Annotated in this window: 22 protein-coding genes; 20 read left to right on the top strand and 2 right to left on the bottom strand. The window is 38.6% G+C overall.

Annotated elements, in window-relative coordinates; all coding sequences use genetic code 11:
- Window positions 1-237: 237 nt before the first annotated feature.
- A complete protein-coding gene (betB, locus tag SAY88_RS12530) occupies window positions 238-1,695 on the bottom strand; it encodes a betaine-aldehyde dehydrogenase (RefSeq protein ID WP_332632171.1) in 1,458 nt (485 codons plus the stop codon).
- 285 nt (window positions 1,696-1,980) lie between these two features.
- Between betB and cudC the strand changes: the two genes are divergently transcribed.
- Entirely contained in the window at window positions 1,981-2,538 is a 558-nt protein-coding gene (cudC, locus tag SAY88_RS12525; protein WP_332632163.1) for a choline uptake/conversion transcriptional regulator CudC, read from the top strand.
- A 328-nt stretch (window positions 2,539-2,866) separates the two neighbouring features.
- Window positions 2,867-3,367, top strand: coding sequence for a hypothetical protein (locus tag SAY88_RS12520; RefSeq protein ID WP_332632162.1), 501 nt, complete (start codon window positions 2,867-2,869; stop codon window positions 3,365-3,367).
- Between the two features lie 244 nt (window positions 3,368-3,611).
- Here the strand turns inward: SAY88_RS12520 and SAY88_RS12515 are convergent, their stop codons facing one another.
- A complete protein-coding gene (locus tag SAY88_RS12515; protein ID WP_250096156.1) occupies window positions 3,612-4,550 on the bottom strand; it encodes a Na/Pi symporter in 939 nt (312 codons plus the stop codon).
- A gap of 226 nt (window positions 4,551-4,776) precedes the next feature.
- Between SAY88_RS12515 and SAY88_RS12510 the strand changes: the two genes are divergently transcribed.
- The 18 genes from SAY88_RS12510 to recO all read left to right on the top strand — a co-directional run bounded on the left by SAY88_RS12510 (window position 4,777) and on the right by recO (window position 20,076).
- Window positions 4,777-5,952, top strand: a complete 1,176-nt coding sequence (locus SAY88_RS12510) for a thiolase family protein (RefSeq protein ID WP_332632161.1) — start codon at window positions 4,777-4,779, stop codon at window positions 5,950-5,952.
- A 110-nt stretch (window positions 5,953-6,062) separates the two neighbouring features.
- Window positions 6,063-6,626, top strand: coding sequence for a TetR/AcrR family transcriptional regulator (locus tag SAY88_RS12505; RefSeq protein WP_332632160.1), 564 nt, complete (start codon window positions 6,063-6,065; stop codon window positions 6,624-6,626).
- A gap of 121 nt (window positions 6,627-6,747) precedes the next feature.
- Window positions 6,748-6,921, top strand: a complete 174-nt coding sequence (gene rpsU / locus SAY88_RS12500; RefSeq protein WP_003323311.1) for a 30S ribosomal protein S21 — start codon at window positions 6,748-6,750, stop codon at window positions 6,919-6,921.
- 22 nt (window positions 6,922-6,943) lie between these two features.
- Window positions 6,944-7,387: a GatB/YqeY domain-containing protein gene (locus SAY88_RS12495; RefSeq protein WP_332632159.1), complete on the top strand. Its 444-nt coding sequence runs from the start codon at window positions 6,944-6,946 to the stop codon at window positions 7,385-7,387.
- Between the two features lie 192 nt (window positions 7,388-7,579).
- Window positions 7,580-8,938 (top strand): NfeD family protein, encoded by a 1,359-nt coding sequence (locus tag SAY88_RS12490; protein WP_332632158.1) that lies wholly within the window; start codon window positions 7,580-7,582, stop codon window positions 8,936-8,938.
- Between the two features lie 4 nt (window positions 8,939-8,942).
- Window positions 8,943-9,944, top strand: a complete 1,002-nt coding sequence (floA, locus tag SAY88_RS12485) for a flotillin-like protein FloA (protein ID WP_332632157.1) — start codon at window positions 8,943-8,945, stop codon at window positions 9,942-9,944.
- Window positions 9,945-9,984: 40 nt separating this feature from the next.
- On the top strand, window positions 9,985-10,515 hold the full coding sequence (locus SAY88_RS12480) for a hypothetical protein (RefSeq protein WP_332632156.1): 531 nt from the start codon (window positions 9,985-9,987) through the stop codon (window positions 10,513-10,515).
- A gap of 99 nt (window positions 10,516-10,614) precedes the next feature.
- Window positions 10,615-10,905 (top strand): sporulation protein YqfC, encoded by a 291-nt coding sequence (gene yqfC, locus SAY88_RS12475; RefSeq protein ID WP_332632155.1) that lies wholly within the window; start codon window positions 10,615-10,617, stop codon window positions 10,903-10,905.
- Between the two features lie 44 nt (window positions 10,906-10,949).
- A complete protein-coding gene (yqfD, locus tag SAY88_RS12470) occupies window positions 10,950-12,149 on the top strand; it encodes a sporulation protein YqfD (RefSeq protein ID WP_332632154.1) in 1,200 nt (399 codons plus the stop codon).
- Window positions 12,150-12,154: 5 nt separating this feature from the next.
- Window positions 12,155-13,141 carry a PhoH family protein gene (locus SAY88_RS12465; RefSeq protein ID WP_332632153.1) on the top strand — a complete coding sequence of 329 codons (987 nt, stop codon included), beginning with the start codon at window positions 12,155-12,157 and terminating at the stop codon, window positions 13,139-13,141.
- 118 nt (window positions 13,142-13,259) lie between these two features.
- On the top strand, window positions 13,260-15,434 hold the full coding sequence (locus SAY88_RS12460) for an HD family phosphohydrolase (RefSeq protein ID WP_332632152.1): 2,175 nt from the start codon (window positions 13,260-13,262) through the stop codon (window positions 15,432-15,434).
- The gene (gene ybeY / locus SAY88_RS12455) at window positions 15,431-15,904 is read left to right on the top strand and encodes an rRNA maturation RNase YbeY (RefSeq protein WP_332632151.1); all 474 of its coding nucleotides are present in this window, start codon (window positions 15,431-15,433) and stop codon (window positions 15,902-15,904) included. Before SAY88_RS12460 ends, ybeY begins: the two co-directional genes overlap by 4 nt.
- A complete protein-coding gene (locus tag SAY88_RS12450; RefSeq protein WP_332632150.1) occupies window positions 15,888-16,274 on the top strand; it encodes a diacylglycerol kinase family protein in 387 nt (128 codons plus the stop codon). Before ybeY ends, SAY88_RS12450 begins: the two co-directional genes overlap by 17 nt.
- Window positions 16,275-16,301: 27 nt before the next feature.
- Window positions 16,302-17,045, top strand: a complete 744-nt coding sequence (locus tag SAY88_RS12445) for a DUF502 domain-containing protein (protein ID WP_332632149.1) — start codon at window positions 16,302-16,304, stop codon at window positions 17,043-17,045.
- Window positions 17,038-17,436, top strand: coding sequence for a cytidine deaminase (locus tag SAY88_RS12440; protein WP_332632148.1), 399 nt, complete (start codon window positions 17,038-17,040; stop codon window positions 17,434-17,436). Before SAY88_RS12445 ends, SAY88_RS12440 begins: the two co-directional genes overlap by 8 nt.
- Entirely contained in the window at window positions 17,429-18,340 is a 912-nt protein-coding gene (gene era, locus SAY88_RS12435) for a GTPase Era (RefSeq protein WP_332632147.1), read from the top strand. Before SAY88_RS12440 ends, era begins: the two co-directional genes overlap by 8 nt.
- A gap of 800 nt (window positions 18,341-19,140) precedes the next feature.
- Complete coding sequence (locus SAY88_RS12430) at window positions 19,141-19,287, top strand: YqzL family protein (protein WP_250096140.1); 147 nt, start codon at window positions 19,141-19,143, stop codon at window positions 19,285-19,287.
- Window positions 19,288-19,326: 39 nt separating this feature from the next.
- Window positions 19,327-20,076, top strand: a complete 750-nt coding sequence (gene recO / locus SAY88_RS12425; protein ID WP_332632146.1) for a DNA repair protein RecO — start codon at window positions 19,327-19,329, stop codon at window positions 20,074-20,076.
- The last annotated feature ends 206 nt before the right edge of the window (window positions 20,077-20,282 follow it).

Genomic DNA, 20,282 nt, shown 5'->3' with positions numbered 1-20,282 from the left:
TGGCTCCGCACGCTGCACGTCTGAAGGAGAAGAGCACTCCTTCAGACTCAAACCAAAGCAGCGGCTCCGCGCACCCCTGTGTAAGCTAAAAGGTCAAACCCGGACCTTAGGAAAGTGGGGGTGGCTCCGCACGCTGCACGTCTGAAGGAGAAGAGCACTCCTTCAGACTCAAACCAAAGCAGCGGCTCCGCGCACCCCCTGTGTAAACCAAAAAGGTCAAAAACCGACCTTTTTGGTTTACACAAACCATCCGGCTGGTTGTGGTTTTTTGTTGCGGAAGATGTGTTTTACTTCTGTATATTCCTCTAGTCCCATGTGGCCTAACTCACGACCAAAGCCTGATTGCTTGAATCCACCCCAAGGAGCTTGTGCAAAGTATGGGTGGAAATCGTTAATCCAAACTGTCCCCATACGTAATTTTGATGCTACTGTTTCTGCTTTTTCAATGTCAGTTGACCATACAGCACCTGCTAAGCCGTAAATTGTGTCATTCGCTTTTTCAATGACTTCTTCAGTAGTCGAGAACTTTTCAATTGTCAAGACCGGTCCGAATACCTCTTCTTGTACAATTCTCATGTCAGACGTACAGTTCACGAAAATAGTAGGTTCATAGAAAAAGCCGTCTTGTAACTCAGGATCATCCGGACGTTTTCCACCAAGAACTAGTTCTGCTCCTTCTTGTTTACCAATTTTTACATAATTTTCTACTTTATCGCGGTGTTGGGCTGAAATGAGTGGTCCACTTTGAGTACTTTCTACAAACCCATTTCCTAATTTAATCTTCTTCGCTTGGACGATAACAGCTTCTACCAAACGATCGTGAATGCTTTCTTCTACTAATAAGCGGGACCCAGCAGAACATACTTGACCTGCATGGAAAAAGACAGCATTTAATGCCTGGTCAACAGCTGTATCAAAATCAGCATCAGAAAAGACGATATTTGGATTCTTTCCACCTAATTCAAGGGCGATCTTCTTCACATTCCCACTAGCAGCTTGCATAATTTTCTTTCCTGTTTCAATCCCGCCTGTGAAAGAAATTAAATCTACATCTAGACTAGTAGATAACTCAGCACCTACAGTGTTACCTGGTCCGAGTACAAGGTTTGCAACACCTTTTGGAATACCAGCTTCCTCCATTAATTCGAACACTTTAATTGTAGTAAGTGGTGTAATTTCACTTGGTTTTGCAATTAGAGTATTTCCAGCTACAAGTGCAGGAGCTAATTTCCATGACGCTTGTAGTAGTGGGTAATTCCATGGACTAATTTGGCCACAAACACCAATTGGCTCACGTACTACACGGCTTTCTGAATCAGGGATTGGAGATTGAATCACCTCTCCACCATTTTTATCAGCAAGTCCAGCGAAATATTGGAATACATTTGCAATGTCATCCATATCTGCATAGCTTTCGACGATTGTTTTCCCTGTATCTAATGATTCTAGCCTAGCTAATTCTTCTTTATCTCGACGAATGAGCTCTGCAATTTTTTGAACAATTTCCCCTCGCTCGTTTGCTGGTGTTGTTGACCATTCTCCTTTATCAAAAGCTGTTCGGGCAGCTTGGATAGCTAATTGCGAATCTTTTTTATCACCTTCTGTCACAGTTGCAATAACTTCCTGATTAAATGGATTAATAATGTCTCGAGTATTACCAGTATGAGATTCAATCCATTGGCCATCAATATACATACGTTTGATTGTCACGTATATCGCCTCCAATTCGTTAAGTTCGTTAAATTAATTAAGAAAAAATTTAACGTTTTGAATATCTTAAATTTAACATCCTCATGAAAAACTGTCAAAAGGAAATTTTTTTAATAAAAATCAATTGTTAGAGAAGCCTTGGTGTAATCATTGATTTGCCTATTCCAAAGAAATTATACTAGGATTTCTTTTTGACATATCTCAATATTTAAGTAACATTAAATAAATAAAAAATAAAATTAACACACTTAATTTGAAGGAGGTGGGAATGTGAGTCAAAAGGATGAAGAAGCTATTGCTACTATAAATAAAGCAAAGGATTTAGTGATTGATTCTCTAGCTGAAACAATGGATTTATATGGAGTAACTAGAAGTGTAGGAATTCTTTACGGAACAATGTACTTTGAGGATAACATGACACTTGATGCTATGCGTGAAGAACTAGGTATGAGTAAACCAAGTATGAGTACGGGAGTAAAGAAGTTGCAAGAGTATGATATCGTAAAAAAAACGTTTCAACGAGGAAATCGAAAGCATACTTATATTGCAGAAAAGGATTTCTTCCAATTTTTTAATAAATTTTTCACGAAAAAATGGGAAAGAGAAGTGAACTTAAACTTAGTAGCCATTGATCAGTCACAAAAAGTTCTGTTAAAAATCCTAGATTCTACCGATGTTTCAGATTCATGTAAACAAGAAGCAGAAGATATTTATAACCTTCTAGAGAAATCTAAACCTTATTACAATTGGTTATTATCCCTTGTTGAGGGGATAAGAAATGGAGAAATATTCAAGACTTTTCCTGTACCTAATGAAAAAAAAGAATAGTTTTGTTCTGAATTTTTATAATTGAACTGTTCATAACACGTCTTTATGCTAACTCCTAATTTTGGAATGCCACTTTCTAAATATTCAAAGGGGATCTAGATCATAATATTTTTGTCCTGAACAAAAGGTTTGGGGCACCGGGCAAGAAAAGCGGAGGTGCATTACCATCGATGGAATGTTATTCTTCATTGTTTTTGTGCTTGTTGCCATAGTAGGTGCACTTGCATATTTTTTTAGAGCAAAACCTGAACCGGCGCCAGCACCAGTCTATGTTGGTCGAACAGAAGCGACAAATTATAATTATGAATCATTTAAGGAGGAGTTTGCAATGGAAAAAGACGCAAAAGATATCATTGAACATGTAACGGAGGAAGCTGAGGAGGAAATTGGAGTAGAGTTAGATCCGCTTAAAGGACAGTTAGAAACGATGCAGTCTACACTTAGCCAGCTTCAATCAACTCAGCAGCAAGCTAACTCAATGATGATTTCAGGACAAGACCAACAACAAACAAATCAATTATTACAACAACTACAACAAATTAGCAATCAAGCGCAACAACAACAACAGAAAACATTCCAAGACCTCCAGCAATCTATCCAACAAGCAACACAAATGTTAGGGAATGTAAGTCAATCTATTCAATCCATTAATGTATTGAATCAAATGGCTCAGCAAATCAATCAATCCCAACAACAACTACAACAGCAAACTCAAAGCCAACAGCAACAGCAACAAGAGCTGCAAAAGTTACAACAAATGCAAAACCAACAAGGTCAAGGACAATCTAGTCAAGATATGTCTTACAGTACACAATCTTATCAAAACTAAATGACAAAAAGGTACTGGCTGACAATAGTGAAGCCATTGAAAAAGGGTAAATAACAACCTATTTCAGTTCCTTGATTAAGTAGCAAAGGTTCCGCACCGTTGCGCGCCTTCTATGAGAAATCAACTCATAGAAGGTTTTTATAATAGGTGTGAGAGCACTTCTAACACCAAGGCAACGGCTCTACACATTGCACTTGACCGACTTTTTTTGTCCCCTCAATACTGTTAGCAGATACCTTTTTCTTCAAGCATTTACCTTATCTGCGTGTAACCACTCTACAAACTTTGAAAAATACGTTACAAAAGGTAACAAAATGATTGAGCAAATCACATTAAAGATAAGGCTAGCATGGGCAAGCTGCATCATTGGTATCGGAGTAAGGCTGCTTGCTAATGTGCTTAACCATCCTATAAGGGGAAAGAAAAAAAGAACACCAAACACATTTAGCCAAATATTTGCGTAAGCAACAAGCTTTGCACTGCGCCCTGAACCAATGCTAGCTAAGTATGCTGTAACACACGTCCCGATATTCGCTCCTAACATAATAGCTATACCTGCTGGAAGGTTTAATACATTATCTGTCATAAACCCCATTGCAATAGCTGTGGTCGCTGTACTTGACTGAATGATAGCGGTCAGAACCGTTCCGATTCCAATGCCAACTAGTTGATGTTCATTTGTTAAATCAAAAAATGAATGAATCGAGGGGATCGATGATAGCGGATAAGCTAATGTCTCTAATCCATCCATGGCAATAAAAATGCATGCAAGTCCAAAAGATAAACATCCTAAGGAGTATGTTTTTTGGTTAGGAATTACTAAAGTGACTAGTCCAATTACCAAGAGAGGTACGATTAACATGGACAAATCAAGAGCAAGTAATTCTGTTGTCATAGTCGTCCCGATATTCGCTCCTAAAATGATACCGATTGAGTGACGGAAAGCAAGAAGTCCTGTAGCCACGAGGCCAACAGTCATGATGATGATAGCTGAACTACTTTGAAGGATCGCTGTGGCAATTGCACCAACGACTAACCCTTTCCATGCTGAATCCGTTAATCGGTGTAATACTTTTTTAAATTTCGCTTGTCCGATTTGAAATAGTCCTGCTCTCATCACAACCATCCCAAATAAGAATAAAGCAATAAATACAGCCAACAACGAAAATAATTCTTTAATCACTCCGATCACCTCTCTATCCAATCTATGGACAAAAGTGAACGAGCATGACAGAAATTATTAAAAAGAGAGTGTTTGATGGAAAAGTTAATTGAATAACAAAAAATAGAGGTGCTTTTTAATCAGTATGTATATTGAATAAGAGAATCATATAAAAAGGGATTTCAAGATACATTTACATATGAACATTTATTGCAATTGTATAGAACGATTATAGGGAGGGAAATAAATGGGCAAACGTGATGCTGTGATTGTCAGTGCTGTTCGTTCGGCTATTGCTAGACAAGGAGGAGCATTAGCACCATTACAAGCACATGAATTCGGGGCAATTGTATTACAAGAGGTATTAAAAAGAGCGAACATTGATCCCAGAGAGGTCGATGATATTATACTTGGAAATGTTTCAAGTGGTGGAGGAAACATCGCTAGACTAACATCTTTGCAAGCGGGCTTCCCTTTTTCTACAACGGGAATAACTATAGATCGACAATGTGGATCAAGCATTAACGCGGTTATCCTTGCTGCACAAGCCATCCAAGCAGGAGTTGGCGATATTTTTATTGCGGGAGGTACAGAGAGTTTAAGTCGAGCTCCTTACTTAATGGATCGTCCTACAAAGGGCTACGATCACGTCCTTCCCAAGTTTAGACCACAACAACTGTCACCAAAGGACATAGGTGACCCTCCTATGGGAATAACGGCTGAGACTCTAGCAGAAAAATATTCAATTACACGGGAAGAACAGGATGAATTCGCTTATAATAGCCAACAAAAAATGGCTAATGCGATGAGGCAAGGTTACTTTGATGAACAAATTGTACCAATCACTATACCTGTTCGAAAAGGGGCACCATTCATATTTACTGAAGATGAGCATCCGCGTCCACAAACGACAAAAGCAGGTTTATCTAAGTTACCTCCAGCATTCTTACACGGTGGCACAGTTAGTGCGGGCAATAGCTCAGGCATTAATGATGGGGCTTGTGCACTTGTTGTTATGTCACGAGAAGTGGCAGAAAAACGTGGTCTTTCTATTATAGCAGTTATTCGTGGATCCTCTATCAGTGGTGTAGACCCGAAAGTAATGGGGATTGGTCCAGTATCAGCTGTGAAGTCTTTGCTAGCAAGAATTCGTATGACATTAAATCAAATAGATTTAATTGAATGTAATGAAGCTTTTGCTGCGCAAACATTAGCGGTTGATCGTGAACTTCAATTTGATGTTAATAAATTAAATGTTAATGGCGGGGCAATTGCTCATGGCCATCCGCTTGGAGCCACGGGGGCTGTTTTAATGACAAAAACAATCTATGAACTTGCTAGAAGAAAGCAGCAATTTGGGCTTATTACTGCATGTATTGGCGGTGGCCAAGGGATTGCAATTTTACTAGAACGTGAATCATAAGTCCATGGATATTTTTACAAAGTTTTCTCTAACGCCAAATAATGCTCTAATCCTTTTATGATATACTATTTCCAATGATTTTTTTTAGAAGATTGTGAGGCGTTAACAACATGAAGGAGAAAATAATTGAAAAGAGCATTGACTTGTTTGGACAAAACGGTTTTACTGAAACGTCCATCCAAGATATTGTAGAAGCACTAGGAGTAACGAAAGGAACGTTTTACTATTATTTTAAAAGTAAAGAAGAACTTTTAATGGAAATACACCTTCGTTATATAGACGATTTGTTAATAAGCCAAGAGGAAATAGTAAATCAAGTTACCACTCAAGAGCAAAAGCTCTTTGAAATGGTCTATATGCTTATGAAACATATTGAAGGGCATGGACAAAGTGCAAGAGTGTTCTTTCGTGAGATGCAGCATCTCAATGAAGTCCATCTAGAAGATATATTTAAGAAAAGTGATGAGTTTAAAGAAAATATAAAACGTGTTATTGACAAGGGAATTGAAACTGGTGAATTCCGTAAAGATTTGCATAGCAATATTATAACTTTAGCCATCCTTGGAGCAGTTAATTGGAGTTATCACTGGTTTAATCCAAAAGGAGAGCTAAACGAAAAAGCTGTATCTAAAATTTATATCGATTTAATGTTAAATGGGTTAAAAGCAAAATGATAGAGTGGAACTTGTTGATTTTCGGTTGACCTATTACTATGATTGTATTATAATGCTAAGAGACGTGCACTCAAATAGAATGTACGTCCTGAGTTGGTTGTTTCGGAGGGAGGGAAATAAAATGGCAGAAACTCGTGTTCGCAAAAACGAATCGATTGATGCTGCACTTCGTCGCTTCAAGAGATCACTCTCTAAAGAAGGAACGTTGGCTGAGGTTAAAAAGCGTAAGCACTATGAAAAGCCTAGTGTTAAGCGTAAGAAGAAATCTGAAGCAGCAAGAAAACGTAAGTTCTAATTGAAGTGAGAGGGTGCTTTCATTGAATCTTCTTGAACGGTTAAATCAAGACATGAAGAATGCGATGAAGAACAAGGAAAAGGATAGACTCTCTGTCATCCGTATGGTAAAGTCATCGTTGCAAAACGAGAAGTATAAGCTCGGACGTGAGTTGACGGACGATGATAGCCTTACGGTGCTTAATCGCGAACTGAAACAACGCAAGGATTCCCTCCATGAGTTTGAAAAAGCAAACCGTGAAGATTTAGCTTCCAAGCTACGTGATGAAATCACTGTACTTGAAGACTATATGCCAGAACAGCTTTCTGAAGAAGAGGTCTCTCAAATTGTTCAAGAAACAATAACAGAAGTAGGGGTGTCAACCAAAGGAGACATGGGTAAGGTCATGGGAGCAATCATGCCTAAGGTTAAAGGAAAAGCTGATGGTGGTCTTGTGAATCGTCTTGTGCAACAACATTTATCATAATGACACAAACGTCTCATCTCTTGTTAGAGGTGAGACGTTTTTTTGCTTTTACTAGAGCTGGAATTTGTTTTCATGATAGAATGGTAAGTGAATTGAAAGCGAATATTATATAAAAATGGTTGAAAAAAGTTGAAACCATTTTTAAGTTGTATTCGTAGAAGGATTAGAGCGACGATAGAAGGGAGGGTACATATGGAAAGAAGGCGTTTACGTCTATTTTGTTCAATCACATTTCTTCTTTTAGCTTGTTTGCTCATGCCAATTCAATCGCTAGTTTATAGTGATGAAGACTCTGATTATGAATCTTTAGTTTATTATATTCCAGTTGAGCAAACAGTTGAACGTGGTCTAGAAGCTTTTATGTCAAGGTCTATTGCTACGGCAAAAGAAGATGGTGCTACTCATATTATATTAGAGATGGATACACCAGGTGGAGCCGTTGATGCTGCTGGAAACATTGCGCTTTTAATTCAAGAAAGTGATATCCCCATTATTACGTTTGTAAAAAACAAGGCGATTTCAGCAGGGGCATATATCGCACTCAATACAGACCAAATTATTATGGCACCAGGTGCAACTATGGGTTCAGCAGCTGTAATTGATGGTGCTGGAAATGCGGCTGATGATAAGACACAATCATATTGGTTATCGGAGATGCGCAGTGCTGCTGAGTTGAATGATCGAGATCCGCAGTATGCTCTTGCGATGGCTGATCAGCGTATTGATCTGCCTGAATTAGGCGCGCCTAAAGGGGAACTTTTAACCCTTACAGCTCAACAGGCATTGCAAGTAGGATATGCGGAAGCAATTGCGTCTAATCGAGCGGAGCTTCTTGACTATTTAGAATTAGGGAATGTCGAAGAACGTGATATGGAAGTAAGCTTTTCTGAGCAGATTGCTCGTTTTGTTACTCATCCGGTTGTCATACCCATATTATTATCAATTGGTAGCTTGGGGCTGGTTCTTGAACTATATTCTCCTGGTTTTGGAGTTCCGGGGATAATGGGAATCTCCGCTTTATTGCTCTTTTTCTTTGGGCATATGTTCGCGGGCTTCGCTGGTTGGGAATCGATGATTTTATTTGTGATTGGTTTCTTACTTATTATGGTTGAGATTTTTATACCTGGTTTTGGGATCTTTGGATTACTAGGGATTGCCTCTGTTATTGGTGGTATGCTACTGGCGTCATTCTCAACGGCTTCAATGCTTATATATATTGCTATAGCCCTTGTGATTACAGCTGTCGCTACGGTTTTTATATTTAAATATTTTGGTAATCGAGGTCCGATGAAAAAAATCATTCATACGGATTCAACTAGTACTGAAAAAGGTTATATCACGAATAAAACAAGAGAAGAATTGATTGGTCAAACTGGTACAACTTTGACCCCGCTTCGACCTTCAGGCTCAGCCGTTTTTGATAAAGAGCGTCTTGACGTTGTATCTGAGGGAGGATATATTGGACAGGGTAGTAAAATTGAAGTTGTGTATACAGCTGGTTCACGAATTGTTGTTCGTGAAGTGAGAGAAAACAAATTAAGGGAGGAATAAGAAAATGGCATTAGATCCTGGTAGTATTACATTGTTAATTGGTTTAGCAATATTGCTTATTTTGCTTGCGGTATTATTTACTTTTGTACCAGTTATGCTGTGGATTTCAGCCTTAGCGGCAGGAGTTCGTATTGGTATTTTTGAATTGGTTGGAATGAGGTTACGTCGAGTTATTCCTGCTCGTGTTGTAAACCCGTTAATTAAAGCAGTAAAAGCAGGGCTTGATTTAAGTACTTCAAAATTAGAGGGGCATTACCTTGCAGGAGGTAATGTTGACCGAGTTGTTAACGCACTAATTGCAGCGCAAAGAGCGAATATTGAATTGAGTTTTGAACGTGCAGCAGCAATTGATTTAGCTGGACGTGATGTGCTTGAAGCTGTGCAAATGAGTGTTAACCCTAAAGTAATTGAAACACCATTTATTGCTGGTGTAGCGATGGATGGAATTGAAGTAAAAGCTAAGGCGCGTATTACGGTACGTGCTAACATCGACCGACTTGTTGGGGGTGCTGGGGAAGATACGGTTATTGCGCGTGTTGGTGAAGGGATTGTTTCAACAATCGGTTCAGCTGAAAATCATAAAAGAGTATTAGAAAATCCAGATATGATTTCACAAACGGTTCTTTCAAAAGGGTTAGATGCAGGGACAGCGTTTGAGATCCTGTCTATTGATATTGCAGATATTGATATCGGCAAAAATATTGGTGCTGAATTACAGACTGATCAAGCTGAGGCTGATAAGAAAATTGCTCAAGCGAAAGCAGAAGAACGTCGTGCAATGGCAGTAGCGAAAGAACAAGAGATGAAAGCAAAAGTTGAAGAAATGCGTGCGAAGGTTGTTGAAGCTGAAGCTGAAGTACCAATGGCACTTTCTGAGGCGTTACGTCAAGGAAATATGGGTGTTATGGATTATATGAACTATCAGAATGTAATGGCAGATACAGATATGCGTGATTCAATTAGCAAAGCTACTGATGGTGATTCAACTAATCAAAAGGGTGAATAATCATGAATCCTCCCCTAAAAAATGAAAGGAGGAGATGAATGTGCCTTTAGAAAGTTTACTTGAGTTTATTGCTCAAAATTTTATCTTTGTAGCTGTTATAGTCGGTGGTCTCATTAGTATGCTAGGTCGAATGACGGGTGCTGGACAGCAGCATCAAGATAACCGTGGAGCAGGGCAGAGACAGAGACCACCGCAACAACCGCAAGAAGAAAAAGTTGATTGGCGTGAGATATTTAAGCAAGAAGAAATGGAGCCTGAACGAGGTCGAAATCGACAAGAACCTAAAGTGGAACAAGTCCAAGTAACTGTCCCTTCTGAAAGAGAGCAATTGCAGCAAGAGATTCAAAATCGGTACGATGAATTACGTCAAAAAAGAGAAAAAGCTTCTCAAAGAGACCGTGAAGTAAGAAGTGAGACAGAAGTAACTCATCATAGTGACGGTTTGGATCTCGGGTTAAATCGTCTATCGAATAAAGAAGCTATGAAAGCAGTTGTGTGGTCGGAGGTGCTTGGTCGTCCGAGAGCACGTCAGCCTCATAATACATTTTCGAGAAGACGCTATATGAAGTAGTGCCAACTAGGCACTGCTTCTTTTTTTTGTTTTGGCATGGATTCATTGTGATATCAACTCATTATTGATCATAAAGATTAGAGGAGAGGGGGTTCACATATGAAAAAAATGAGACAGCAAATGAAGAACTGGATGACAAAACAACTGCAATTACCTGCAGATGTCATGATGGACCTGCCACGAATCACTATGATTGGCCAATTGCATATATACATTGAAAATCATCGCGGTGTATTAAGATTCTCCAATCAAGAGCTCCGGTTGTTACTTAAGCAGGGGCAATTACTCATAAAGGGTGATAACTTTGTCATTAAAACGATTTTACCAGAAGAATTGCTACTTGAAGGGCGCATTGATCAAGTTCTTTATATAGATGAGTCACGTACATAGCAAGTAGCTACGTATACGTATGTTTTAAAGGGGGAAAAACAACAATGAAGAATAATTGGACTAACCATTTACATGGCTATGTACGGGTAAGGATAGATGGTGATTATCCAGAAAGGTTTCTTAACCGTTGTATTGAGGAAGACATCTCGATATGGCAAATCAAAAAAATTGGCGACAATCGAATTGTTTGCTATATGGATGTAGAGGATGCAAAGAGGATTCGTCCTCTCTTACGAATGACCAATTGTAAAGTGTCATTTATTCAACGGAGTGGATTTCCTTTTTTGATAAGGCGAATTATGGCGCGCTCAGGGTTTGTTGCTGGTCTTGTAGGGTTCTTGGCTATTATGTTCGTACTTTCAAATATGGTTTGGGGAGTTGAAATTAAGGGAGCTTCACCGCAAGTAGAGCATGAATTAAGACAGGTAGTAACTGAAATGGGGATAAAACGTGGAGCATTTCAGTTTTCTCTTCCCAGTGTTGAACTTATTCAAAGAGATGTCACTGAGTTAGTTCAAGGGGCCACATGGGTTGGTGTTAGACAAAAAGGGACGACCTTTGAGTTTGAAGTAGTTGAACAACAACTTCCTGAAGAAGCGGACCGCTACAGTCCTAGACATTTAGTGGCAACGAAGAAAGCAATCATACGTAAAATCTTTGTTGAACATGGTCAGGCTATGGTCAAGCCTAATGATTTTGTTAGAAAAGGAGATCTCCTTGTTTCTGGGTATATAGGAAAAAAAGATGCTGAAGATGAAGAAAAAGAGTTGGTTCCAGCTCAGGCAGTTGTATTTGGTGAAATTTGGTACAAGTCCGACGTAACTATCCCGTTAGATACCCTATTTACAACGTTAACTGGGGAGAAAAAGTCAAAACATTACCTCTCGATTTATGGGCTTGATATCCCAATCTGGGGCTATGGGAAAGTTGAATTTGAAGAATTTACAGAGTCGATTCACGAAAGACCTTTCAGATTTATTAATTGGTCACTACCGTTAACTTATAAACGTTCTGATTTTCTTGAAACCGATCAATTTGAGCGTACGTATACAAAGGAAGAGGCGATCCGGGCAGCGAGGGAACGTGCCCGTGCTGATTTATCGAAGGATTTACCAAAGGATGCGGAAATAATTGGAGAAAAAGTTTTGCACGAAACTGTTGAGAGTGGTAAAGTAAACTTACGGATACATTACCAAGTAATAGAAGATATTACATCGGAGCAACCGATTATTCAAGGAGATTGAGTCTATTGTCAGAAACGAAAACAATACAGTTAGAAGTCAAGAATGCCAATGAGACACAGGCACTTATTGGCCCTCATGACAGACATCTGAAGCGAATAGAAGAACATCTTGATGTGACGCTTGTTACTCGTGGTGAGGAAGTACTCGTTACTGGAGATGCAGAGAAGATAGAAATTGTTCGCAAAATCATTGCTACTTTAATACAATTAATCCGAAAAGGGATATCTATTTCTGAGAGAGATGTCGTATATGCTGCTCAATTAGCTGAAAATAATCGTCTAGATGAGCTTCTTGAGCTTTATGATGAAAAAGTTGCAATGAACGTTAAAGGAAAACCAATTATTGCGAAGACTCTTGGTCAACGCCATTACGTCGCTGCCTTAAAGAAGAAGGACATGGTTTTTGGAATTGGTCCCGCTGGTACGGGTAAAACGTATCTAGCTGTTGTCATGGCAGTTACGGCTTTAAAAGAAGGTCATGTAAAACGAATTGTTTTAACGCGTCCAGCTGTAGAAGCGGGAGAAAGTTTGGGCTTTTTGCCTGGAGATTTAAAGGAAAAAGTAGATCCATACTTACGTCCTCTTTATGATGCTCTTCATGATGTTTTGGGCATGGAACAAACGGCAAGGTTGATGGAAAGAGGTACGATTGAAGTAGCGCCTTTAGCTTATATGCGTGGACGTACGCTAGATGACGCTTTTGTCATTCTAGATGAAGCCCAAAATACAACTAGAGAACAAATGAAAATGTTCATCACCAGACTTGGATTTGGTTCGAAGATGGTGATCAATGGAGATTTAACGCAGATTGATTTGCCACGTGGCAAAAAATCCGGCTTGAAAGTTGCAATTGAAATTTTGGACAAAGTAAAAGACATAGCATTTATTTATTTGCAACAGTCTGATGTTGTTCGCCACACATTAGTGCAACAAATTTTACAGGCCTATGAAAAACAAGATGCTGATGAAAGAGAATTCATCGAAAGAACATAGGATTATGTGTAAAAGAAAGCCTTGCCTTAGGAGGCGTTAATAGGAAGACCCTCTTAATGAAAGAGGGTCTTCCCTTTTGAAATGAAAAGGTATAGAAGGAAGAAATGAGGTGATTTGCTTGAAGAGAAGGTCAACCATTGATCAACAAAAGTGGTGGAAAAGACTTCGAGAACATCAATACATACGCGCAATCCTTTTTTGTTCGATTGGATTTATTCTTTATATATTACTGTTAGGAAATGTTATTCCGGAAACATTAGATATTCGTCTTTCTCAAATAGCAGACAAAGATATCCGTTCACCTATAACAATCGAGCATAGAACAGCTACAGAGGAACGGCGAAGTACGGCTGTTGATGAGATAGGGCCTGTTTATGATTTGAAACGAGAGTATGCTCAACATCAGGTGAAGAAAGTAGACGATATTTTTGATGTTGTTAATAAAGCAAAAAATATGGAAGAAGAACTTGTGCCCGGCCGGGATTTAGAAGAAGAGCCTTTAGGGGAAGAAGAGCTTATTGAGTTGCAAATTGAATATATGAAAGAAGTTCTTTCGTTAAGGAGGAGCAATGGAATTACGGATCAAACTCTCATCGCACTTTTAGATGCAGGAGAATCACAGTTGCAAATTGCAAAAGAGACGACAACAAATGCTGTACACGAAGTAATGAGTGAGAGAATATCGATCCGAGAATTAGCTGATGCAAAACAGGAAGTGAGCAACCAAATAGCAGTTTCAACTGTAAGTAACAGGCTTCTAGATGCAATGATTGAAGTAGCCCAATTTGCTATCATTCCGAATTACATATATGATGCTACTGCAACTGAACAAATAAGGCAAGAGGCAGCGGAGAGTGTTGAGCCCGTTCTAATTAGGGAAGGACAACTTCTTGTAAAAGAAGGAGAAATGATTGATCACGACATTTATGAACAACTTCGTATTGTAGGACTATTAGATGGGTCTTTCAATATTTTTCCATATATTGGATTAGCTTTGCTCGTTTTGCTTATTACGGGTATGTTAGCGTATTATGTAAATGAAGCACAAACGTCCGTACAGAAAAATAACAGCCATCTATTAATGTACACGTTAATATTTATTGTAACTGTATCTTTAATGAAAATAACTAGCCTGTTAGAAGGGTTAGAAATTCAAGGAATTGGATTTGTTGTACCTGTGACGCTTGGAGCAATGCTTATTACGTTGCTCATTCATACTCGTCTTGCGATATATTCAGGTATAATGTTTGCCGTTATTGGAAGTATTATGTTTAATAATGAAACTGTAGGAACGTTCAACTTTACTTATGGTTTTTATATGTTATTTAGTTCATTTGCAGGTGCTTATTTTTTAGATAAGTCTAATCGGATTTCTAGAATTTTAAGAGCGGGATTATTTGTTTCAGCTATTAATATCGTGGCTGTTATTGCTCTATTATTTATGAAAAGTGTCCAGAGTGGTTGGTTTGAAATTGGAATGCATGTTGGGTTTGCTTTTTTATCTGGTTTTGTAGCTGCTGTTTTAACAATCGGCTTATTACCATTTTTTGAGGCAGGCTTTGGAATTTTATCGACATCTAGATTAATTGAACTTTCAAGCCCTAACCATCCTTTATTGCGCAAAATATTAGTTGAAGCACCGGGAACTTACCATCATAGTGTAGTTGTCGGGAACTTAGCTGAAGCAGCCTGTGAATCGATTGGTGAAAATGGGTTACTAGCTCGAGTTGGTTCTTACTATCACGACTTAGGAAAAACAAAGCGACCACACTTTTTCATTGAAAATCAAATGAGAATGGAAAATCCACATGATAAGATTTCTCCGCAATTAAGTAGAACTATTATTATCGCACATCCTTATGATGGAGCAGATCTATTGCGTGAGTATAAGATGCCTAAAGAGATCATTGATATTGCTGAGCAACATCATGGTACGACTCTGCTAAAGTATTTTTATCATAAAGCAAACAAGGATGCTGACCAACCGATTCCAGAGTCGCAATTTCGCTATCCAGGTCCAAAGGCACAAACAAAAGTCTCAGCTATTGTTGGAATTGCAGATAGTGTAGAAGCTGCGGTGCGAACGATACAAAAGCCAACACCAGATAAAATTGAAGCGCTCGTTCGAAAAATAATTCAAGATAAATTAGAAGATGGTCAATTTGATGAATCTAATTTAACGTTAAAAGAACTTGATCAAATAGCTGTTTCGATCCTTGAAACGTTAAAAGGAACGTTTCATCAACGCATCGAATACCCGGAAGATGTAAAAGGAAAGGGAGAAAAAGGATGAACATAACTGTTGATTTTAATGACGAGACGAACAGTATTACAAAAGATCAGCATGAACTGATTGAGGCTGTAATTTTGAAAACGGCAGAAGTGGAAGGAATAAAAGGTGAAATTGAAGTCTCGGTGACAATAGTAGATGAAAAACGTATTCAAGAAATTAATAGAGAATACCGAGATAAAGACCAACCAACAGATGTTATTTCTTTTGCATTAAATGAACAAGATGAAGATGAACCTGAGGTTGTTTATGCAGAAGATATGCCTAATATCCTCGGCGATATTATTATTTCCTTTGTTCACATTAAAAGGCAAGCGGAGGAATACGGCCACTCGTTTGAGCGGGAACTAGGCTTCTTAACTGTTCATGGTATGCTCCACTTACTTGGCTATGACCATATGACAGATGCCGATGAGAAGGAAATGTTCTCAAGGCAAGAGGACATTTTAACTGCTTATGGGCTTACACGATAGGAACAAAAGAGGATTTAGAAGATTACTCAGGTCATTTTTTTATGCTTCACAGGGGTTTAAATATGTTCTTAAACATGAACAAAACATGCAGATTCACTTGTTAGTAGCAATTGTAACTATATTTGCTGCATTTTTATTGCGATTTCCAGTTGGGCATTGGGTAGTATTGCTTTTGGTAATAGCTAGCATGTTTGCTCTAGAAATAATGAATACAGCCATCGAACGTACAGTTGATCTTGTAACGGAAGAATATCATCCATTAGCAAAACGGGCAAAGGATATAGCGGCCGCTGCTGTCTTCATCTATTGTTTATTTGCAGTAGCAATTGGGTGTATCCTTTTTATCCCGGCTATACTTAAATTGTTCTAGAACTGGTTGAGAGGAGTACCCTCTACTATGTGGAAGAGATTTCAAAAAAATATTATTGCAGGCATAATCTTTTTATTGCCTGCAATAGCAACAATTTACGTAATTCAATTACTGTTTGGCTTGGTAGATGCATTTCTCGGGTCCTTTATTACAGATGTGTTAAAAGCATTGAATATTATTACAACAGAAGAGGGCCGTATCTATTTTCTTGGGGTATACACTCCTTTCTCAGAACGATTGCTAGGTATTGGTTTTGTATTAACCATCCTCCTTATAACATGGGTTGGAGCCATGCGTATTCAAGGGAGAGGAATGAAAATATTTGGTACTATCGATCGTTCTTTTCGTAAAATTCCGATAGCAAACTCCATATATACTTCGGTAGAACAAGTCATTCATGCGTTTGCGCAAGAACGTTCTTCTTTTAAAAATGTTGTTCTTGTTGAGTATCCAAGAAAAGGCCTCTATACGGTCGGGTTTCAAACAGGGGAATCTAGAGGAGAAGTACAGCGGGTCACATCAAAGGCTTGTATCAATGTTTTCCTGCCTACGACACCAAATCCCACTTCTGGTTGGCTTGTGCTCGTTCCGAGAGATGAGGTAATTGTTTTAAATATGACAGTAGAACAAGGGTTAAAGTTCATTATTTCTGGTGGAGTTGTTGTACCGCCTGACCCAGAAGCCATAGTAAATGATGTGGAAACGGAGTACAATGAACGGGATATGGTCGTTCATGTGCGCTCGAGAAGAAAGGATGAAGATAATGAATAAAGAGCAATTAATCGTTGAAGCTAAGCGAGCAAGGGAACAAGCGTATGTGCCTTATTCTAACTTCCCTGTTGGAGCAGCTCTATTAATGGAGGATGGTGCAGTTTATAAAGGTGCCAATATTGAAAATGCCTCCTATGGACTTACGAATTGTGCTGAGCGAACGGCTTTGTTTAAGGCGTATTCGGAAGGGAATAAAAATGTTAAGATGGTAGCTGTCGTAGCAGGAACGGACAGGCCTGTCTCTCCATGCGGAGCTTGTCGTCAAGTGATGGTTGAATTGTGTTCGCGTGACACACTTGTCGTATTAACGAATTTAAAAGGTGATATTTCAGAAATGACGGTAGGAGAGTTGCTACCTGGAGCATTTACAGCGGAGGATATGGATGAATAACGAAAAAGGTTTTAAATCAGGATTTGTTTCTATTATTGGTCGACCGAACGTGGGGAAATCAACGTTATTAAATCATGTAATTGGACAAAAAATCGCAATTATGTCAGATAAACCACAAACAACACGAAATAAAATACAAGGTGTTTATACAAGCAATCAGTCTCAAATTGTTTTTATTGATACACCAGGTATACATAAACCTAAGCATAAGCTCGGCGATTTTATGATGAAAGTTGCGCAAAACACGTTAAGGGAAGTAGATTTGGTTTTATATGTAGTTGATGCTACAGAAGCATTTGGCTCAGGAGAGGAGTTTATTATTGAGCGTTTAAAAGATACGTCAACTCCTGTCTTTCTTGTTATAAATAAAATTGACAAGATTGCGCCGGATGATTTGCTTGGGGTTATTGATACGTATCGAACAAAATATGACTTTAAAGAAGTCATTCCTATTTCTGCATTGCAAGGAAATAACGTGCCTACATTAATGGAGCAAATTACAGAATATCTAGATGAAGGTCCACAATATTACCCGAGTGATCAAGTAACAGACCATCCAGAGCGTTTTGTTGTAGGAGAATTGATTCGTGAGAAAGTTCTTCATTTGACTAGAGAAGAAATTCCTCATTCCATTGCGGTAAATATTGAACAAATGAAAAAACGTGAAAACAGTGATACTGTTTATATTGGAGCAACCATTATTGTTGAACGCTCTTCTCAAAAAGGAATCATCATCGGAAAACAAGGATCAATGCTTAAAGAAGTAGGAAAACGAGCAAGAGGCGACATTGAATCATTACTCGGCTCAAAAGTCTTTCTCGAAATCTGGGTGAAAGTCCAAAAAGACTGGCGCAACAAACCCGCCCATCTCAGAGATTTCGGATTTAGAGAAGATGAGTACTAGAGTTTATTAAAAAAGGGCGTTATTCCCTTTTTTAATAAACTCGAAGCGATGAGCGGAGCCGCCGTAATGTTTTAAGCCTGTTAGGAGCGGGTTTTTCCTAACGGGCGCACGGCGAGTGGAGCCATCGCAACCATGTTCGCACGGAACAAGAATCAAGAGCAATTGCCTTTGACAAAATCGAGGAGCCAGAGCAAACCCGCCGTAATGTTTTAAGCCTGTTAGGAGCGGGTTTCTCCTAACGGGCGCACGGCGAGCGGAGCCATCGCAAATATGTTAGAAGGAGTTCAATTTCACTTATGAATTGAGCTTTTTTTATGTTCGCTTCGATGTTTAATTAACGAGAAGTACATCTAATTTAATCAAGAAAGGTCCTTCATCGAAGATGAAGGACCTATTGAGACCGAACAGATTAAGAAAGTTTTTCATCGACAGGATGAATGACTTACAGCAAAACATTCTAATTTGTTTTGTGCTTCATCATTCAATTTTATAACTAAATTAATCTTAACTAAGTGTGCTTGAATTCATACATTGGAGATAGCTGGGTTGCAAAACAATTCGCTAATTGTGTTACTCATTTGCATGATAGTAACTGCTCCAAAACTGAATCCGTTAGGCGTATATCCATTGTTTTTTGGTTCGTAATTCATTATCATAATAGTAGACCAACAAAAAATGGAAGTAGTAAATGTCAAGCAGATTAAATTAACAATATTTCCTTATCATGATTCTAGGAAAGTAGGTCATCATACAAGTATAGAGCGTAAGTCTAAGTCTTTTATAGGAAGGTGGATTCTGAAATGCTCGATTTTTCATGGAAAGTCTTTTCAATGACAGGTAATGTGGACACGTATTTATTGTTGAAAGAATTAGAGCGGGATTCAGACGATCAATTCAGAAAAGAAGACATGGAGGATATCGAAACATCCGACGCTCCAACACATTAATGTATGTTGACACCTCACAAAGGACGTGTGGTGACAAGTATGATTCACAAAGTTGAAGGTATTGTGATTCGGACAACAGATTATGGCGAATCAAATAAAATTTTAACAATTTTTTCTAGAGAGTTAGGGAAAATTGGTGTTATGTCTCGTGGGGCAAAAAAGCCTAAAAATCGATTATCGGCTGCTTCACAATTGTTTATTCATGGCACATTTGTTTACCAGCAAAGTCATGGTCTTGGTACGCTCAACCAAGCAGATATAGTAGATTCTTTTAGAGAGGTTCGAAGTGATTTATTTCGGGCCTCTTACGCCACTTACATAGTTGAACTGACAGATAAACTGACAGAGGAGAGAAGTAGAAATCCTTATCTCTTTGAATTGTTATATCAAACGCTCTATTATTTAAATGAAGGTATTGACTCTGATGTGTTGCTTAGAATTTACGAGGTGAAAATGCTTGCTGTTGCAGGGATAAAACCAGAGCTAGACCAATGTGTAAGCTGTTCTTCTACCGAATTACCAGTTGCCTTTTCCATTCGACATGCTGGGTTTTTGTGTCATAGATGTTTGCATCGAGATAATAAAGGGTTTAAATTATCTGCTCATTCAGCAAGATTACTAAGATTATTTTTTTATATCGATTTGCATCGTCTTGGACAAATATCGTTAAAAAAAGAAACAAAGCAAGAACTAAAAGAAGTGTTAGCAGCTTATTATGATGAGTATTCGGGATTAAGGTTAAAATCCAAACGTTTTCTTGAGCAAATGGAACGGATGGGTGATTTATAGCTCGAATGTTGACACTTTTGCTGAAGTTTTATATGATGCTAGTAATAACATATGGTGCATTGATGGAAAGTAGTACTTATCCTCTCTTGAGAAAGCGAACCTAGGACGGTGCGAGCTAGGGATCTAGATGATAAGGAAGGCATTTCGGAGCACATTCGATGAAAGTGATTAAAGTCTGCTTTGACTTTAATAATTAGGGTGGAACC

This window comes from Halalkalibacter flavus (assembly GCF_036663575.1).
GTDB classification, from domain to species: Bacteria; Bacillota; Bacilli; order Bacillales; family Bacillaceae_D; genus Halalkalibacter; species Halalkalibacter flavus.
The sequence above is the reverse complement of the archived record's forward strand: the minus strand, read 5'-3'. Positions and strand labels throughout refer to the sequence as shown.

What these genes read in the sequence shown, in the direction of transcription:
- betB (WP_332632171.1), bottom strand. Translation starts at nt 1,695, where the DNA reads ATGTATATTGATGGCCAATGGATTGAATCTCATACTGGTAATACTCGA.
- SAY88_RS12520 (WP_332632162.1), top strand. Translation starts at nt 2,867, where the DNA reads ATGGAAAAAGACGCAAAAGATATCATTGAACATGTAACGGAGGAAGCT.
- SAY88_RS12510 (WP_332632161.1), top strand. Translation starts at nt 4,777, where the DNA reads ATGGGCAAACGTGATGCTGTGATTGTCAGTGCTGTTCGTTCGGCTATT.
- SAY88_RS12505 (WP_332632160.1), top strand. Translation starts at nt 6,063, where the DNA reads ATGAAGGAGAAAATAATTGAAAAGAGCATTGACTTGTTTGGACAAAAC.
- rpsU (WP_003323311.1), top strand. Translation starts at nt 6,748, where the DNA reads ATGGCAGAAACTCGTGTTCGCAAAAACGAATCGATTGATGCTGCACTT.
- SAY88_RS12490 (WP_332632158.1), top strand. Translation starts at nt 7,580, where the DNA reads ATGGAAAGAAGGCGTTTACGTCTATTTTGTTCAATCACATTTCTTCTT.
- floA (WP_332632157.1), top strand. Translation starts at nt 8,943, where the DNA reads ATGGCATTAGATCCTGGTAGTATTACATTGTTAATTGGTTTAGCAATA.
- yqfC (WP_332632155.1), top strand. Translation starts at nt 10,615, where the DNA reads ATGAAAAAAATGAGACAGCAAATGAAGAACTGGATGACAAAACAACTG.
- yqfD (WP_332632154.1), top strand. Translation starts at nt 10,950, where the DNA reads ATGAAGAATAATTGGACTAACCATTTACATGGCTATGTACGGGTAAGG.
- ybeY (WP_332632151.1), top strand. Translation starts at nt 15,431, where the DNA reads ATGAACATAACTGTTGATTTTAATGACGAGACGAACAGTATTACAAAA.
- SAY88_RS12450 (WP_332632150.1), top strand. Translation starts at nt 15,888, where the DNA reads ATGGGCTTACACGATAGGAACAAAAGAGGATTTAGAAGATTACTCAGG.
- SAY88_RS12445 (WP_332632149.1), top strand. Translation starts at nt 16,302, where the DNA reads ATGTGGAAGAGATTTCAAAAAAATATTATTGCAGGCATAATCTTTTTA.
- SAY88_RS12440 (WP_332632148.1), top strand. Translation starts at nt 17,038, where the DNA reads ATGAATAAAGAGCAATTAATCGTTGAAGCTAAGCGAGCAAGGGAACAA.
- era (WP_332632147.1), top strand. Translation starts at nt 17,429, where the DNA reads ATGAATAACGAAAAAGGTTTTAAATCAGGATTTGTTTCTATTATTGGT.
- SAY88_RS12430 (WP_250096140.1), top strand. Translation starts at nt 19,141, where the DNA reads ATGCTCGATTTTTCATGGAAAGTCTTTTCAATGACAGGTAATGTGGAC.
- recO (WP_332632146.1), top strand. Translation starts at nt 19,327, where the DNA reads ATGATTCACAAAGTTGAAGGTATTGTGATTCGGACAACAGATTATGGC.